General features: G+C 72.8%; 10 protein-coding genes and 1 pseudogene. 4 read left to right on the top strand and 7 right to left on the bottom strand.

What is annotated here, in order from left to right:
* Window positions 1-12: 12 nt before the first annotated feature.
* The gene (locus CPH93_RS26390; RefSeq protein ID WP_096214266.1) at window positions 13-1,497 is read right to left on the bottom strand and encodes an SWIM zinc finger family protein; all 1,485 of its coding nucleotides are present in this window, start codon (window positions 1,495-1,497) and stop codon (window positions 13-15) included.
* Entirely contained in the window at window positions 1,494-4,430 is a 2,937-nt protein-coding gene (locus CPH93_RS26385) for a DEAD/DEAH box helicase (protein WP_173909890.1), read from the bottom strand. Before CPH93_RS26385 ends, CPH93_RS26390 begins: the two co-directional genes overlap by 4 nt.
* A gap of 460 nt (window positions 4,431-4,890) precedes the next feature.
* Here CPH93_RS26385 and CPH93_RS26380 point away from each other — a divergent pair.
* Window positions 4,891-6,482, top strand: a pseudogene (locus tag CPH93_RS26380) (UvrD-helicase domain-containing protein).
* Window positions 6,483-6,528: 46 nt separating this feature from the next.
* Window positions 6,529-6,843: a DUF6343 family protein gene (locus CPH93_RS26375; RefSeq protein ID WP_173909889.1), complete on the top strand. Its 315-nt coding sequence runs from the start codon at window positions 6,529-6,531 to the stop codon at window positions 6,841-6,843.
* A gap of 311 nt (window positions 6,844-7,154) precedes the next feature.
* On the opposite strand, the gene CPH93_RS26370 is transcribed toward CPH93_RS26375, so the two are convergent.
* From CPH93_RS26370 to rpsA, 5 genes are all read right to left on the bottom strand, one after another.
* Window positions 7,155-7,568 (bottom strand): tetratricopeptide repeat protein, encoded by a 414-nt coding sequence (locus tag CPH93_RS26370; RefSeq protein WP_096214265.1) that lies wholly within the window; start codon window positions 7,566-7,568, stop codon window positions 7,155-7,157.
* Between the two features lie 434 nt (window positions 7,569-8,002).
* Entirely contained in the window at window positions 8,003-8,464 is a 462-nt protein-coding gene (locus tag CPH93_RS26365) for a cupin domain-containing protein (RefSeq protein WP_231976960.1), read from the bottom strand.
* Window positions 8,465-8,487: 23 nt separating this feature from the next.
* Window positions 8,488-9,078: a dephospho-CoA kinase gene (gene coaE / locus CPH93_RS26360; RefSeq protein WP_096214264.1), complete on the bottom strand. Its 591-nt coding sequence runs from the start codon at window positions 9,076-9,078 to the stop codon at window positions 8,488-8,490.
* A 183-nt stretch (window positions 9,079-9,261) separates the two neighbouring features.
* Complete coding sequence (locus CPH93_RS26355; protein ID WP_096214263.1) at window positions 9,262-10,215, bottom strand: PAC2 family protein; 954 nt, start codon at window positions 10,213-10,215, stop codon at window positions 9,262-9,264.
* Between the two features lie 535 nt (window positions 10,216-10,750).
* A complete protein-coding gene (rpsA, locus tag CPH93_RS26350) occupies window positions 10,751-12,271 on the bottom strand; it encodes a 30S ribosomal protein S1 (protein ID WP_033271630.1) in 1,521 nt (506 codons plus the stop codon).
* Window positions 12,272-12,650: 379 nt separating this feature from the next.
* Here rpsA and CPH93_RS26345 point away from each other — a divergent pair, with 379 nt between their 5' ends.
* Together CPH93_RS26345 and hrpB are read left to right on the top strand one after the other, a co-directional pair.
* Window positions 12,651-13,490: a class I SAM-dependent methyltransferase gene (locus CPH93_RS26345; protein WP_096214262.1), complete on the top strand. Its 840-nt coding sequence runs from the start codon at window positions 12,651-12,653 to the stop codon at window positions 13,488-13,490.
* A 97-nt stretch (window positions 13,491-13,587) separates the two neighbouring features.
* Window positions 13,588-16,152: an ATP-dependent helicase HrpB gene (gene hrpB / locus CPH93_RS26340; protein ID WP_096214261.1), complete on the top strand. Its 2,565-nt coding sequence runs from the start codon at window positions 13,588-13,590 to the stop codon at window positions 16,150-16,152.
* Window positions 16,153-16,179 lie beyond the last annotated feature (27 nt).

Here is a 16,179-nt window from a genome sequence, read left to right as displayed (position 1 = left end):
CGTCGAGGTTAGTCATCGCGCGAGCAGGGTGGTGAGCGCGCCCACGGGGTCGGGGTCCGCGGGGCCGGCGGGCCACCAGTCCTCGGCGCCGGGTTCGGATTCGTACGGATACCAGCGGTGGTCGTGGCCGAATCGGAGCTGAATGCCGCGGTCCGGGTCGGTGAGGTGGTTGTGGCGCGGGCGCAGGGACGGGAGGTCCGCGGCGAGGAGGGCGCTGCGGGCCCGGTCGAAGTCACCGGCCGGGGGGTTCCAGGGGGTGTCGAGGAGGACAAGGCCTTCGGGGCCGCCCTGCCGCCAGGCGGCGACGGCGCGGGCCACGTCCGTAGGGGTGCGGCCGGTCGCCGCGGCGAGGTCGCGGTAGAGGGCACGGGTGGTGGCGGTCAGGCCGGCGGTGGGGTGGGCCGTGGCGGTGAGGCGGACGGCGTCCTCCCAGGGAGGCAGGGCCGGGAACGGGCTGTGAACGGCCGTGCGTTCCGTACCGGCGCCAGGGGTGCGGGCGGCGGATACGCAGGCGTGCGCGCGGGCGGCGGCGTCGGCTGCCAGGAATTCGAGGGTGGCGGGGTCGAAGGGGAGACCGTCGCCGTCCGGGAGGGCCGGCGGGCGGCCGGGCTGCGGCGGCAGAGGCAGCGGTGGCGGCAGCGGCGGCCGGGGGCGGTCGGCGAGGGCCGACCGGGCCGGGACACCGCGCGACGGGGGCTCGGCCGGTGCGGGCTGCTCCCCTGGGGCGCCGCCGAAGGCAGCCTCCCCGGGGCCGCCACCGGAGGCCGCCGCTGAGCCCTGTTCGATGTCGGCGACCTGCGGCCCTCCGCCGGTCCCGGGCCCGCGGCGGTACGCGGCAGGCCGGTCGGCGACGGGGGCATGGTCGCGGGCTTCGCGGGCGGTGAGGGCGGCGTTGCGGCGGGAGAGGGCGTCGAGGAGTTCGCGTTCGCCGCGGCCGCGCATCAGCAGCAGCACGAACGGGTCGGCGTCCAGGAGCCGGGCCACCTGGAAGCAGAGCGCGGCGGCGTGCTTGCAGGGACGGCCGTGGTCGGGGCACGAGCACCGGGGGACGAGGTCGCCCGGTCCCGGAAGGAGGCGTACCTCGCCCTCGGCCAGTGCGGGCGGAAGCTTCTTGGCCAGCAGGGCGGTGAGCCGGCCGGGCTCCGCGGCGATGGCGTCCAGGAGGCCGTCCCACTCCTGGTCGGTGAGGGTCCGGAGGCGGATTTCGGCGCTGTAGGGGCGGGGCCGGCTGCCGCGGACGGTGGCGACGATGCGGCCGGGGGTGACGTTGATGGTGTCGACATGGCCGTCGCGGGCGTAGGTGCGGCCGCGGGCGAGCCGGGCGCTGTCGAGGGCGGTGGTCTCCAGGGCGTCCAGCCAGGCGCTGCCCCACCAGGATTCGGCGAACAGCCCCCGGGCGCCGGTACGGACCGGCAGGGGCGGGAAGGTGCGTGAGCGGTCCGCGCGGGCCAGCCGGTCCGCTGCGGCGGCGCGCCCGGAGGCGGGGCGTGGGTTCATCCGGGCCTCCTGAGGGAGACGAGGTCGGCGAGGTCGGCGTCGGACAGTTCGGTCAGCGCGCTCTCGCCGCCGGTCAGCACTGCGTCGGCGAGCGCCCTTTTGGCGCCGAGGAGTTGGGCGATGTTGTCCTCGACCGTGCCCTCGGTGATCAGGCGGTGGACCTGGACGGGCTGGGTCTGGCCGATGCGGTACGCACGGTCGGTGGCCTGCTCCTCCACCGCCGGATTCCACCAGCGGTCGTAGTGGATCACATGGCCCGCACGGGTCAGATTCAGGCCGGTGCCGGCTGCCTTCAGCGACAGCAGGAAGACCGGGACGTGTCCCGACTGGAAGCGGTCGACCATCTTCTCCCGCTCGGCGACCGGGGTGCCGCCGTGCAGCAGTTGTACCGGGATGCCGCGCCGGGTCAGATGTGCCTCCAGCAGCCGTGCCATGCCCACGTACTGGGTGAAGATCAAGGTGGCGCCGCCCTCGGCGAGGATCGTGTCGAGGAGTTCGTCGAGGAGTTCGAGTTTCCCGGAGCGGGCGGCGACGCCGGGCGCGGCCTCCTTGAGGTACTGCGCGGGGTGGTTGCAGATCTGCTTGAGGGCGGTGAGCAGCTTCATGACCAGGCCACGGCGGGCGATGCCCTCGGCGTTCTCGATCCGGGAGAGGGTCTCGCGGACGACGGCCTGATACAGCGCGGCCTGTTCGCGCCCCAGCGCCACCGGGTGGTCCGTCTCCGTCTTGGGCGGCAGTTCGGGAGCGATGCCGGGGTCGGACTTCTTGCGGCGCAGGATGAACGGGCGCACCAGCCGGGCCAGCCGCTCGGCCGCCGCCGGGTCCTCGCCGCCCTCGACCTCACGGGCGTGCAGCGCACGGAAGGTCTTGAGGGGCCCGAGGAGCCCGGGGGTCGTCCAGTCGAGGAGGGCCCACAGCTCCGAGAGGTTGTTCTCCACGGGGGTGCCGGTGAGGGCGATCCGGGCGGGTGCCTTGATGCTGCGCAGCGCCTTTGCCGTCGAGGAGCGCGGGTTCTTCACATGCTGGGCCTCGTCGGCGACGACCCATGCCCAGGACCGGCCGGCCAGTTGGGGCGCGCTGCTGCGCATCGTCCCGTAGGTCGTCAGCACGAAGCCGCCGTCCAGGCCGTCGAGGCTGCGGGCGGGGCCGTGGAAGCGGCGTACGGGGGTGCCGGGCGCGAAGCGCTCGATCTCGCGCTGCCAGTTGCCGAGGAGGGAGGCCGGGCAGACCACGAGCACCGGTGCGCCGGGCCGCCGGTGCAGATGGAGCGCGATGACGGTGACGGTCTTGCCCAGGCCCATGTCGTCGGCGAGGCACCCGCCCAGGCCGAGGGAGGTCATGGTGTCGAGCCAGGCCATGCCCCGTAGTTGGTAGTCGCGGAGGGTGGCGCGCAGTCCGGGCGGCTGGGGCAGGGGGCGCGCGTCGGTTGTCAGGCGGCCGCGCAGCGCGGCGAGTGCGCCCTGGGGCACCACCTCGACCTCCTCGCCGTCCACCTCCGTGGTGCCGTGGAGCGTCGCGGCGAGGGCGTCGACCGGCTCCAGGTAGCCCAGTTCGCGCTTGCGGGCCTTGCGTACGAGCCCGGGGTCCACCAGGACCCACTGGTCGCGCAGCCGGACGACGGGGCGGTGCGCCTCGGCGAGGGCGTCCATCTCCCCCTCGGTCAGCGCCACCCCGTCCAGCGCCACCTGCCAGCGGAATTGCAGCAGTTCGCGGGTGTCGAAGAAGCCGAAGCCGTCCGCGGCCGAGCCGGGTGCCGGGCGCAGCACGGCCGCCGCGGTCAGGCCGCGGGCCAGTTCCCTGGGCCAGTGGACCGCCACTCCCGCGGCGCCCAGACGCGGCGCGGCCTCGCCCAGCAGCTCGTACAACTCGTCCTCGCCGAGCGGCAGTACGTCGGGCACCGGCCGCTCCAGGAGGCGGGTGAGCGGGGCCCAGACACGGGCGGCGCGGCGCAGTGCGAGGAGGGTGTCGACGCGGGAGCGCGCCCCGAAGTGCTCGGGCCCTTCGCCTTCCCACAGGTCCCGGGCGTCGGCGACCAGGGTGGGGTCGGTCAGGCTGTGCACCTGCAGGACGGCGGCGGCCGCACTGCGCTCTTCGGCGTCGCCCGCCCCGCTCTCCTCCTGCCGGTCGAAGAGCCGGTGCGGGGAGAGGTCGAGACGCAGCGAGAGCCGTACCCCCGCGTCGACGCCGGCCGCGACCTCGGCGGCCCATTCCCGGGCTCCGGGCAGGCGTTGGGGTGTCATCGCGGCGTACGGGGCGCCGGCCACCAGGGCGGCGGCGGGGGTGCGCGGCAGCGTATCGACGACCGCGTCCACATAGCGCCGGACCAGCGCCGCGGGATCGTGCAGCTGTAGTGGGCGGCTGCCGGGGAGGGGCACCGGAAAGGCCTCGGCGGGCATGGCGGCGGCGATGGCCCTCAGGTACGCGATGTCGTCGGGGTCGAGCGGGCCGGCGCGCCAGGCGTCGGTGTCGTCGGCGGTCAGTCCGGGAAGCAGCCTGCCGCGCGCGGCAAGGTGCAGCGCATGGAGGGTGGCCGCTCCCCAGCAGGCGGCGGCCGGGTGGGCGTCCGGGGCGTGCCGGGCACGGATCAGCAGCGGGACGGCCTCGGCCAGCGGGAGCAGCACGGCGGGGACCGTGCGGCTGCGGGCGCCGTTTCCGTGGCGGCGGGCGACGGTCAGTTCCCCCGGCTCGGCCGCCCCGCCCTCGCCCGGCGCCGGCCCCTCGCTTCCTGTGGTGAGGCCGTCCGGGAGCGGGCCGCCCTCCGGCCGCCAGAGCGCGATCTTCCCGGCGCGCGGCGGCTGGGCGGGCAGGAACACCGCGGCACAGCGGACCGCGGCGGCGGCCCCGCCGTCCTCGCCCGCGCCCCCGGATCCGGCCGCGGGCGAGCCGTCCGGCGGCCGGGCCTCCCCTGCCGCCGCCTCCCACCGCCTCGTCATGCCATCCCTTACCGCTCGGCCGTCCCGTGCCGGCCACGGTGCTCCCCGAGCCTGCCGCGCCCGCCCTGCTGCTGTGTCCCCGACCTGCGAGTCTACGGTCGTACGCACGGTGTCTTCCGCTCCTCCCCCAGCGTCCCGGCCCTCCCTCGCGCGCCTGGCGATTGATCGCCGGACGCGCACGAAGTCCAGCCGGCCTTCGGCTTCGGCACCTCCTCGTCGACCGTGCCGGAGAAGGCGAACCTCCCGCCCGCTCCGGCCTCGGCCCGCCGCGGGCCGTGCCGTGATGACGAGGTAAGCAGACGGCACTGACAACGCGTCCTGCCCGCGCCTCACGCACCGGCCGAGTTATCCACAGGCCACACAAAGCCTCTTGCTCTCCGCCAAAAATCCGCTACGGTCAGTGACGAAATTACTCTCAGTGATCGACCGATGGCATTACCCATGCCGGTGAGGAGGCCTCATGAACACCCTGGTGAACACCTCCACGAAGACGCCCGCGAACACCCCCACGCTCGAACAGTCCGCCGCGGCGGAAGCCTTTCCGACCGGCGCGCATCTGGTGATCCAGGCCGGCGCCGGGACAGGAAAGACCACCACCCTCGCCATGCTCGCCCGCACTGCGCGGCGCCAGGGACGTTCGGGCCGGTACATCGCCTTCAACAGAGCGGTCGCGCGCCATGCCGCCCGGTCATTCCCCTCCGAGGTGTCCTGCGGGACCGCCCATGCCCTCGCTTACACGGCCGTGGGCAGGAGATTCCAGGCGCGCATGAACGCCCCACGGCAAGCGGGTTGGCGCACGGGCGCGGCCCTGGGCATCGACGACGGCATGACCGTGCGCATCGGAGCACGCACAGTCACGCACAAGGCGCTCTCACATACGGTGCTGCGCACGTCACCCGCTTCTGCCAGTCGGCCGACACCGAGGTGGCGCCGCACCACGTCCCACCCCTGCGCGGAGCGGAACCCGAACCGCTCCACGCTCACCTCGCCGAACTCGTCCTGCCCTATGCGCGCAAAGCCTGGGCCGATCTGCAGCATCCGGACCACGGCGTCGTCCGCTTCGAGCACGACCACTACCTCAAGATGTGGGCGCTGAGCGAGCCCGTCATCCCTGCGGACTTCCTGCTCCTGGACGAGGCGCAGGACACCAACCCCGTGGTGGAGCAGGTCTTCACGGCCCAGCGCGACCACGCACAGCTGGTGATGGTCGGGGACTCCGCTCAAGCCATCTACGGCTGGCGCGGCGCGCGCGATGTCATGACCGGATTCGACGGGAGACAGCTCAGCCTCTCCCGCTCGTTCCGCTTCGGGCCGGCGCTCGCGGCCGAGGCCAACCGCTGGCTCACGATCGTCGGCGCACCGCTCCGGCTCACAGGTGCGCCCGACCGGGAGACGGAAGTGCGCACGGTCCGCGCGCCGGACGCGATTCTGTGCCGGACGAATGCGGGAGCGATGGTGGAGGTGATACGGCAGCTGGCAGCGGACCGCCGGGTCGCACTGGCAGGCGGCGGTGCGGCGCTCAGCGCTCTTGCCCGTGCGGCACACGACCTCGAGGCCGGGCGCCGCAACGCCCACCCCGAGCTGATGCTCTTCGAGACCTGGGGCGAACTGCGCGAGTACGCCGAGTTCGACCCGGCCGGACGGGATCTGCTGCCGCTCGTGGAACTGGTCGACGAACACGGCACACCCGCCCTGCTGCGTGCCCTCCAGCAGCTCTCGCCCGAGGAGTCCGCCGAGGTGACGGTGTCCACGGCCCACCGGGCCAAGGGACGGGAGTGGGCGAGCGTACGCATCGCGGACGACTTCACGGGCCCCGATGATCTCGACGAGCGCGGGGAGGACGGAGCCCCGCTCCCGGGTCCGATCGACATCGACGAGGCACGTCTGGCCTACGTCGCGGTGACCCGCGCCCGCTCACTGCTCGACATCGGCGGGCTGTCCTGGATCAACGACCACCCCGCCGGCGACCCGCGCCCCGCCGGCGGGAAACCCACGGAGCAAGCCGCAGAACGCATGGCGCAAGCGAAGAAAAGAGGTGCCGGAGAGAAGTGACTGTCCAGTCGATCGGGAGGATCCTGGAGGAGGGAGATGGGTGCCGATGCGTACGGGAAATGAGCCCCTTCACGCACGCAGCCCGCTGAAAATACGCTGTGGGCTGGCGCTGTGGGGGTTGCTGTGGGCGATCGCCGGAACCGTGGCCTTCATCAATGCCGGACGGCCGGAATGGGCAGCGGCGTGTGCCGCCCTGGCCATGGTGGCCGCCACGGACCTGACCATGGTGATCCGCCACATCCGCCAGGGACCGCACTACCAGCCGGGCAAGGACATACCGCCCTATGCACCTGACCGGGGCCGGAACGACGCGTTCGGCATACGCAACGACGCCGGTCGGAGACGGAACACCGGACGGTAGAGGGGACGGAAAACCGGGCGGGAGAGGTGCTGCGCGGCCGCACGGCGGCCGGGCAGGCACAGGCAGGGCAGGCGAGTATGCACGGGCAGGAAAGCGGTGCCCGGTCCGGCTGCGGCTGCCGAGCCCTGAAATGCGCCCGTACGGGATCCAGCGGCACCTCGACGATCGGAGGAATGGGGGTACGCGTCTCGACCCACGGCCGTGCGGCACAGGGTGACACCGGAGATCACCGAAGACTGCGTGTGCTGCCACTGCGCGGGCCCAATGGCCGGTGAGGGGCAGTCCGTTCGCCCCGAACCGACTCGGTGCGGCTACTCCGCCTCGTGGTCCGGATCGCCGGGGTCATTTTCGCCGTTGCCCGTCTCGCGTGCGAAGCGGGCCGCCTCGAGGAATTCCGGGCGCGGCTCCAGAGCCGCCGCCAGCCGGAAGTGGCGCAGCGCCTCCTCGGAACGATCGGCGCGCTCCAGAGTGCGGCCGAGCGCGAAATGTGCGAAGGCGTTGTCCGGCTCGCGTTCCAGCACAATCTGGAACTCGAGTTCCGCGGGCCGCAATTGAGCGGCCAGAAAGAAGGCGCGGGCACGCAGCAGCCTGGCCGCGGTGTTCTCGGGGTGCGCGGTGATGACCGAGTCCAGCAGTTGGATCGCACCGCGCGGGTCGCGGGCCGCCAACAGCTGCTCCGCGGCGCGGAAGTCGATCACATGCGTCTCGGGGCTGCTTTCGGGCACGGCCTGCTCCTCTCCGTCGCCGTCGGGGCGTGCATCAGCTACGGACCGTACGGCGCTACCTGGGGCACAACAATCCCCCCGGCCGCGGCATTCCCCGGCCGGCGCACCCTCAACCGGCCCAACCCACCGCACGCGAAGCCGTAACGACCCGGGCGGAGGAGACCGACTGAGAAGAAGTAGGTCGCGGGGAAGGAGGCAAGGGAGGAGCCAAGAGAGCGGGGAGGGGTGGGGCGGGGGCGGGGGGCGGGGGCCCCCGGGGGGAGAGAAGCCAGCCCAACATTCCACCCACCCCTCAGCCCACCCACCCCCACACCATCAGCCCACCCAAGCCGCCCCCCAACGAGCCACTACACCCCCACGCCAATCCCCCGCTCAACCCCAACCCCAACCCCAACCCCAACCCCAGCCACAGCCACAGCCACAGCCACAGCCCCCTAAAGGCTGATGTGGTACGCCTTGCGCAACGTCTCGTGCACGGTCCACTGCGTACGGTCGCCCTCGCGCAGGACGCAGGCATCGCCGGGTCCCACTTCGAGCACCGGGCCGCCCTCGACCTCGATGGTGGCGCGCCCGCTGACGACCACGAACAGCTCGTTGGCCTCGGTGTCCGTGACCACTCCCGGCGTGATCTGCCAGATTCCCCGGATCTGCCGCCCGTCGGGGGACTCCCACAGCACCTTGCCCGTCACCACGGGCTCACCGGAGACAATCTGGGAGGGGTCGAGCGGATCCGCCTCCAACTCGTCGTCCGCGATGCCGGGAATATTGACCGCGAACGAGGCGGGTGCGGACCCGGCGGCGGAGCGGGACTCGGAAGCGGAACCCGCGCCGGGCTCCGCAGCGGAGGCGGCCCCGGTACCGGGCGTCTGGGCGTCAAGATCGGAAGCAGCAGTCATGGCGGCGAGGGTACCTTCCGTCCTCACGCGCTCCGCAGCCGCTCCCACACCGCACGGACCTGGGGTTCCAGCTCCTCCAGCGGTCCGTTGTTGTCGATCACGAGATCTGCGACCGCCAGCCGCTGTTCGCGCGACGCCTGGGCCGCCATCCGGGACTTGGCCTCGTCCTCCGCCATCCCCCGCAGCCGTACGAGGCGGTCCAGCTGGGTCTGCGGTGCGGCGTCTACCACGACCACCAGGTCGTACAGCGGCGCCAGGCCGTTCTCGGTCAGCAGCGGGACGTCGTGCACGACCACCGCGTCCGGGCCCGCCGCTGCTTCGAGTTCGGCCGATCGCGCCCCCACCAGCGGGTGCACGATCGCGTTCAGTGCCTTCAGCTTCTCCGGGTCGGCGAAGACGATCCCGCCCAGCTTCGGCCGGTCCAGCGTGCCGTCCGGCGCGAGCACGCCGTCCCCGAACTCCTCGACCACGGCAGCCAGTCCGGGCGTACCCGGCTCGACGACCTCGCGGGCAATCTTGTCCGCGTCGACGATCACGGCGCCATACGACGCCAGCAGTCGCGAGACCTCGCTCTTGCCCGCGCCGATTCCGCCGGTCAGCCCCACCTTCACCATGGCCCCACGCTATACGGTGCGCCCGGACGGCGGCAGCACAGGAGCCCCGGCCGGCTCGGCGCCGGCCAGTTCCAGCACCGGCCGGTTCAGCCGCCAGCAGGTCCAAGCGCCAGCCGGGTTCAGACCCCAGCCGATTCTGCCGCCAGCCGGTTCAGGCCCCGACCGGTTCAAGCACCAACCGGTTCAGGCCCCGCCCGCCCCGCCGTCCCCCTCCCGCTCCGCCAGGAAGCGCTCGAATTCCCTGCCGATCTCATCGGCCGAGGGGAGTTCCACCGGCTCGGCCACCAGGCTCGCCCGGCTTTCCGCACCGGCCACCGCGTCGTACTGATGCTCCAACCCGCTGACCAGGGCCACCAGTTCCTCGTCGCCCTCCGAGATCTGCCGCTCGATCTCCTCCTGCGTGCGCAGCGCCTCCGTACGCAGCGCGTGTGCGGCGCCGGGCAGGACCAGCCCCGTGGCGGCCGTCACGGCCTCCAGAGCGGTCAGTGCGGCGTCCGGGTAGGCGGACCGGGCGATGTAGTGCGGAACATGCGCCGCCACGCCCAGCACATCGTGTCCGGCTTCCGCGAGCCGGAATTCGATCAGCGCCTCGGCGCTGCCGGGGACCTGTGCCTCGTCGAAGAAGGCACTGTGACCGGGCATCAGGTCGGTGCGGTTGCCGTGCGGGGTGATGCCCACGGGGCGGGTGTGCGGGACGCCCATGGGGATGCCGTGGAAGTTGACCGAGAGGCGCACGCCCAGGCGCTCCACGATGTCCTTCACCGCGCCCGCGAAGCGCTCCCACTCCACGTCCGGTTCGGGCCCGGTCAGAAGCAGGAAGGGCGCGTCGGTGGTGTCCCGTACGAGCCGCAGCTCGATGCTCGGGGTCTCATAGGCGGTCCACCGGCTGCGCTCGAAGGTGAGCAGCGGGCGGCGGGCCCGGTAGTCGACGAGGCGGTCGTGGTCGAAGCGGGCGACGACCTGGTTCGGCAGGCCGTCCAGCAGCCGTTCGACGATCTGGTCGCCGGTCTCGCCGGCGTCGATGTACCCGTCGAAGTGGTACAGCAGCACCAGGCCGGCGGAGTCCCTGGAGGCGATCGCCTCGACCTCCGCGAGCCCGCTCGGCTCCCATTCGTACAAGCCCTGGGGATCCAACACAGTGACCGCTCCTTCTCGTTCTCATGGGCGGCAACGCATGAGGGGGCGTAAGCATTCCCGACGACCGGCCTGAGCCGGCCCCCTGCGTCATCGCAGAGGGCCGGGTCCCGCCCCGGCCGGCTCGCACCATCGGGCGCCCCGGTCCTCGCCCCGGCCCCTCCGACCTCGCCACCGCGCACCCCCACCCGACGCCACTCGCCGGCCCCTCACCTCACGCCTACCCCGTAGCCCCTCATCTCACATTTCGCATTCCACTTTTCGGCGGGTGAACTCCCCGTTGTGGAAGGCGAGTTCACCACCCCTCCCCGCACTCCTGCATCGTGAGGCACGGCAGCCCCACCCCTCGGCCTCCCCCCTCCCCACACGCAACACCTCGGCACCGACATGCAGCGCTCACCATCCGGGAGCCATGGGATGCCTACGCGCGCCCCGTCAGTCCCGGTCCCCTCACGCCCGCCCTACAGGTACGACGAAGGCCCGCTCCCCCTGAGGGGAACGGGCCTTCGTCTATCGGCTAGTGCCTATCGGCGAGAGCTCAGCTCTGGCCGCCGGCCAGCTTCTCGCGGAGCGCGGCGAGGGCCTCGTCCGACGCCAGGGCGCCGGAGTTGTCCGCCGACTCCGAGGAGTAGGAGCCGCCGCCACCGGCGTTGCCGCCGCCGGCCTGACCGCCACCCTGCGCCGCCGGCGCCGCAGCACCCTCGGCCGCAGCCTGCTCGTCGGCCTCGCGGGACTTGATGACCTGAGCCTGGTGCTGCTCGAAGCGCTGCTGCGCCTCGGCGTACTGGTTCTCCCACGCCTCGCGCTGGGTCTCGTAGCCCTCGAGCCAGTCGTTGGTCTCGGGGTCGAAGCCCTCGGGGTAGATGTAGTTGCCCTGGTCGTCGTAGGACGCGGCCATGCCGTACAGGGTCGGGTCGAACTCGACCGCCGACGGGTCGGCACCGAAGGACTCGTTGGCCTGCTTCAGCGAGAGGCTGATGCGGCGGCGCTCGAGGTCGATGTCGATGACCTTGACGAAGATCTCGTCGTTGACCTGGACGACCTGCTCCGGGATCTCGACGTGGCGCTCGGCCAGCTCGGAGATGTGGACCAGGCCCTCGATGCCCTCGTCGACGCGCACGAACGCACCGAAGGGAACGAGCTTGGTGACCTTACCCGGGACGACCTGACCGATCTGGTGGGTCCGGGCGAACTGCTGCCACGGGTCTTCCTGGGTCGCCTTGAGCGACAGGGACACGCGCTCGCGGTCCATGTCGACGTCCAGGACCTCAACCGTGACCTCCTGGCCGACCTCGACGACCTCGGAGGGGTGGTCGATGTGCTTCCAGGACAGCTCGGAGACGTGGACGAGACCGTCGACGCCGCCCAGGTCCACGAAGGCACCGAAGTTGACGATGGAGGAGACGACGCCGGAGCGCACCTGACCCTTCTGGAGGGTGGTGAGGAAGGTCTGGCGGACCTCGCTCTGGGTCTGCTCCAGCCAGGCACGGCGGGACAGGACCACGTTGTTGCGGTTCTTGTCCAGCTCGATGATCTTGGCCTCGAGCTCCTTGCCCACGTAGGGCTGGAGGTCGCGGACGCGGCGCATCTCGACCAGGGAGGCCGGGAGGAAGCCGCGGAGGCCGATGTCGAGGATGAGACCACCCTTGACGACCTCGATGACGGTACCGGTGACGATGCCGTCCTCTTCCTTGATCTTCTCGATGGTGCCCCAGGCGCGCTCGTACTGGGCGCGCTTCTTCGAGAGGATCAGGCGGCCTTCCTTGTCCTCCTTCTGGAGGACCAGGGCCTCGATCTCGTCACCGACGGCAACGACCTCGTTGGGGTCGACGTCGTGCTTGATCGAGAGCTCGCGGCTCGGGATCACACCTTCGGTCTTGTAACCGATGTCGAGCAGGACCTCGTCCCGGTCGACCTTCACGATGACGCCGTCGACGATGTCGCCGTCGTTGAAGTACTTGATCGTCTCGTCGATCGCGGCGAGGAAGGCTTCCTCGTTACCGATGTCGTTGACCGCAACCTGCGGGGTGGTGGCGGTGGTCTCGGTGCTGCTCGTCATGTGGGTAAAGGCTCCGGTGCGGACATTGAAGTCGTAGGTACTGCTACGCCGAGAGCCCGTATCGCCTCTGCATAAGCCGGACAGTGTCAAAGACGCATTCGCCGGAAACCCGCAGATGCCGGAGCATCCGGGAGCGACCCGAATCGCCTCAAAACCGAGGGGACATACATACAGATGCGAGCGCGGCCTGCTCCGTCTGAGGCGCGCAAGCCCGCAGCGCAACTTGTAGCATACGGGGGCAGCCGGACCCGGTCAATGCGCGAACGCGCACACCCGGGGCAGAACGCCCCATAACCGGCACACGCGATGTTCCGCGAGGTCGAACGGCCTCACAGTCCCTGCAGCGACAAGCAGAGCGAACACTACGACGACGGGCGCCATGAACCAAGAGCACGAGCCGGAGGCCACCCGCCGTGACGCCTCGGACACCGAGAGCAGCCGGGCCAGCCGGGGCTGGTGGGACAGCAACGCGGACGAGTATCAGAGCGAGCACGGGGCGTTCCTGGGGGACGACCGCTTCATCTGGGGCCCCGAGGGGCTGGACGAGGCGGAGGCCGCGCTGCTCGGGCCGGCCGCCGAGCTGAAGGGGCGGCGGGTCCTGGAGATCGGGGCCGGTGCGGCGCAGTGCTCCCGCTGGCTGGCGGCGCAGGGCGCGCTCCCGGTGGCGCTGGACCTCTCCCACCGGCAGTTGCAGCATGCGCTGCGGATCGCCGACGGGGCGGCGGAGGACACCACGGAGCTGGTGGAGGCGGACGCCGGGGCGCTGCCGTTCCGCGACGGCAGTTTCGACCTGGCCTGTTCCGCGTACGGGGCGCTGCCGTTCGTCGCGGATCCGGTGCGGGTGCTGCGTGAGGTGCGCCGGGTACTGCGGCCGGGCGGGCGGTTCGTCTTCTCCGTGTCCCACCCCATCCGCTGGGCCTTCCCGGACGAGCCGGGGCCCGAGGGGCTCTCGGTGGGGGCGTCGTACTTCGATCGCACGCCGTACGTCGAACAGGACGAGTCCGGGCGGGCGGTGTACGTGGAGCACCACCGGACGCTGGGCGACCGGGTGCGGGACGTGGTGGCCGCGGGGTTCCGGCTGGAGGATCTCGTCGAGCCGGAATGGCCGGAATGGAACACCCAGGAGTGGGGCGGCTGGTCTCCGCTGCGGGGGCATCTGATCCCGGGGACGGCGATCTTCGTGTGCACGGCGGCTGCCGAGGACCCGGTACACGGCTGACGGACGTAGGTCCACAACGGACGGACGGGGCTGCCGGGCCGCCGGGGCCGGAGAACGTGCCGGCCGGTGGACGGGGCGGGGGCGGCAGACTGGGGGCGTGATCCGTCGTGACGCCCTCGCCCAGTTGCCCGTCCGTGCTGCGTTGCCCGCGCTCCGTGCCGCCCTCGACGGGCCCGGTGCCGCGGTGCTGTGCGCGCCGCCGGGTACCGGCAAGACGACGCTGGTGCCGTTGGATCTCGCGGGTCTGACCGGCGCGGGTCCGGTGCGGCGGGTGCTGGTAGCCGAGCCGCGCCGGATCGCGGCCCGGGCGGCCGCGCGGCGGATGGCCTGGCTGCTGGGCGAGAAGGCCGGTGAGCGGGTGGGGTTCACGGTGCGCGGGGAGCGCCGGGCCGGGGCCCGTACGGTCGTCGAGGTGGTGACCACCGGGGTGCTGCTGCAGCGGTTGCAGCGCGATCCGGAGCTGGCCGGGGTGGATGTGGTGGTCCTCGACGAGTGTCATGAGCGGCATCTCGACGCCGACACCTCCGCGGCCTTCCTGTTGGACGTGCGGGAGACGCTGCGGCCCGAGCTGGGGCTGGTGGCGGCGTCGGCCACTACGGACGCCGAGGGATGGGCGCGGTTGCTGGGCGGCTCCGCGGGGGCGGCGCCGGTGGTCGAGGCGGCGGGCGTGTCGCACCCCGTGGAGGTGGTGTGGGCGCCGCCGCAGCGGCCGGTGCAGCCGGCGCACGGGATGCGGGTCGATCCGGCGCTGCTGGGGCATGTGGCGGCGGTGGTGCGGCGGGCGCTGCACGAGCAGACGGGCGATGTGCTGTGTTTCCTGCCCGGTGTCGGGGAGATCGGGCGGGTCGCCGGGCAGCTGGCAGGGGTGGACGCCGAGGTGTTGCAGGTGCACGGGCGGGCGCCGGCCGAGGTGCAGGATGCCGTACTGGCGGGCGGGGACGGCGTGCGCCGGGTGGTGCTGGCGACGTCGGTGGCGGAGTCCAGCCTGACGGTGCCGGGGGTGCGGGTGGTGGTGGACAGCGGGCTGGCGCGGGTGCCGCGGACGGATCATGCGCGCGGGCTCAGTGCGCTGGCGACCGTACGGGCCTCCCGGGCGGCGGCCCGTCAGCGTGCCGGCCGGGCGGGGCGTGAGGCGCCGGGTGTGGTCTTCCGCTGCTGGGCGGAGGGTGAGGACGGGCGGCTGCCGGCGTTCCCCGATCCGGAGATCAAGGTGGCCGATCTGACGGCGTTCGCGTTGCAGGCGGCGTGCTGGGGCGATCCGGCGGCCCGTGGTCTCGCGCTGCTCGACGCACCGCCGGCCGGGGCGCTGGCCGCGGCCCGGGAGGTGCTGACGGCGGTCGGTGCGGTGGACGCGGAGGGCCGGGCGACCGATCGGGGTGTGCGGATGGCGCGGCTCGGGCTGCATCCGCGGCTGGCGCGGGCCCTGCTGGACGGGGCGCCCGAGGTGGGCCTGCGGCGTGCCGCGGAGGTGGTCGCCCTGCTGAGCGAGGAGCCGCCGCGGGCGTACGGGGACGATCTGGCGGCCGCGTGGCGCAGCGTGCGCCGGGGCGGCGATGCGTATGCGGCGCGGTGGCGGCAGGAGGCCCGGCGGCTGGCGTCGGCGGCCGGGGAGCCGCGGGCCGGGGAGGGGGCCGCGGTGGGTGCTGCCGGGGGCCGTGGCGACGATGCCGTCGCCGGGCTCATTGCGGCGCTGGCGTTCCCGGAGCGGGTGGCCCGGGCCCGCGGGGGCGGGAGTTTTCTCATGGCGTCCGGGACGGGGGCCGAGTTGGCGGGGGCGGGTCCGGGGACGCGGGCAGGTGACGGGTCGGGGCTGCGGGATGCCGAGTGGCTGGCGGTCGCGGTGGCGGACCGGCCGGTGGCGGCGGTGTCGGCGCGGATCCGGCTGGCGGCGGTGATCGACGAGGAGACGGCGGGTGCGGCGGCGCGGGCCCTTTACTCCTCGGGCGAGGAGGTGGGGTGGTCCGGCGGCGATGTGGTGGCCAGGAGGGTGACCCGGCTGGGGGCGATCGAGCTGGCGTCCCGGCCGCTGGCCTCGCCCGACGCGGGGCTGTTGCGGGATGCGGTGGTGTCGGGCCTGCGGCGGGAGGGGCTCGGGCTGCTGCGGTGGCCGGCCGCCGCGGTGTCCTTGCGGCAGCGGATGGCGTTCCTGCACCGGGAGTGGGGGGCGTCGTGGCCGGATGTGTCGGACGAGGCGCTGCTGGCGCACGTCGAGGAGTGGCTGGGTGTGGAGCTCGCCCGGGCACGGCGGCGGGCCGATCTGGAGCGGATCGACGCGGGGCAGGCGCTGGCCCGGCTGCTGCCGTGGGCGACCGGGGAGGCGGCGCGCTTCGAGGAGCTGGCGCCGGAGCGCATCGAGGTGCCGAGCGGTTCGCGGGTGCGGGTGGATTACGGCGGTGAGCAGCCTGTGCTGGCCGTGAAACTGCAGGAGGTGTTCGGCTGGCAGGAGTCGCCGCGCGTGTCGGGCGTGCCCCTGCTCATCCATCTGCTGTCCCCCGCCGGACGCCCGGCAGCGGTCACCGCCGACCTCGCCTCCTTCTGGAAGGGCGGATACCGGTCCGTACGCGCGGAGTTGCGCGGCCGCTACCCCAAGCACCCCTGGCCGGAGGATCCTTCGACGGCCGCGCCGACGCGGCACACGACGACGCGGCTCAAGCGGGGCTGAGCCGGAGGGGGCAGGGGCGCTCCGGCG

It is taken from the genome of Streptomyces sp. 2323.1 (genome assembly GCF_900221035.1).
GTDB classification, from domain to species: domain Bacteria; phylum Actinomycetota; class Actinomycetes; order Streptomycetales; family Streptomycetaceae; genus Streptomyces; species Streptomyces sioyaensis.
Note: the sequence above shows the minus strand (reverse complement) of the source record. Positions and strands in the feature narration are given on the sequence as shown.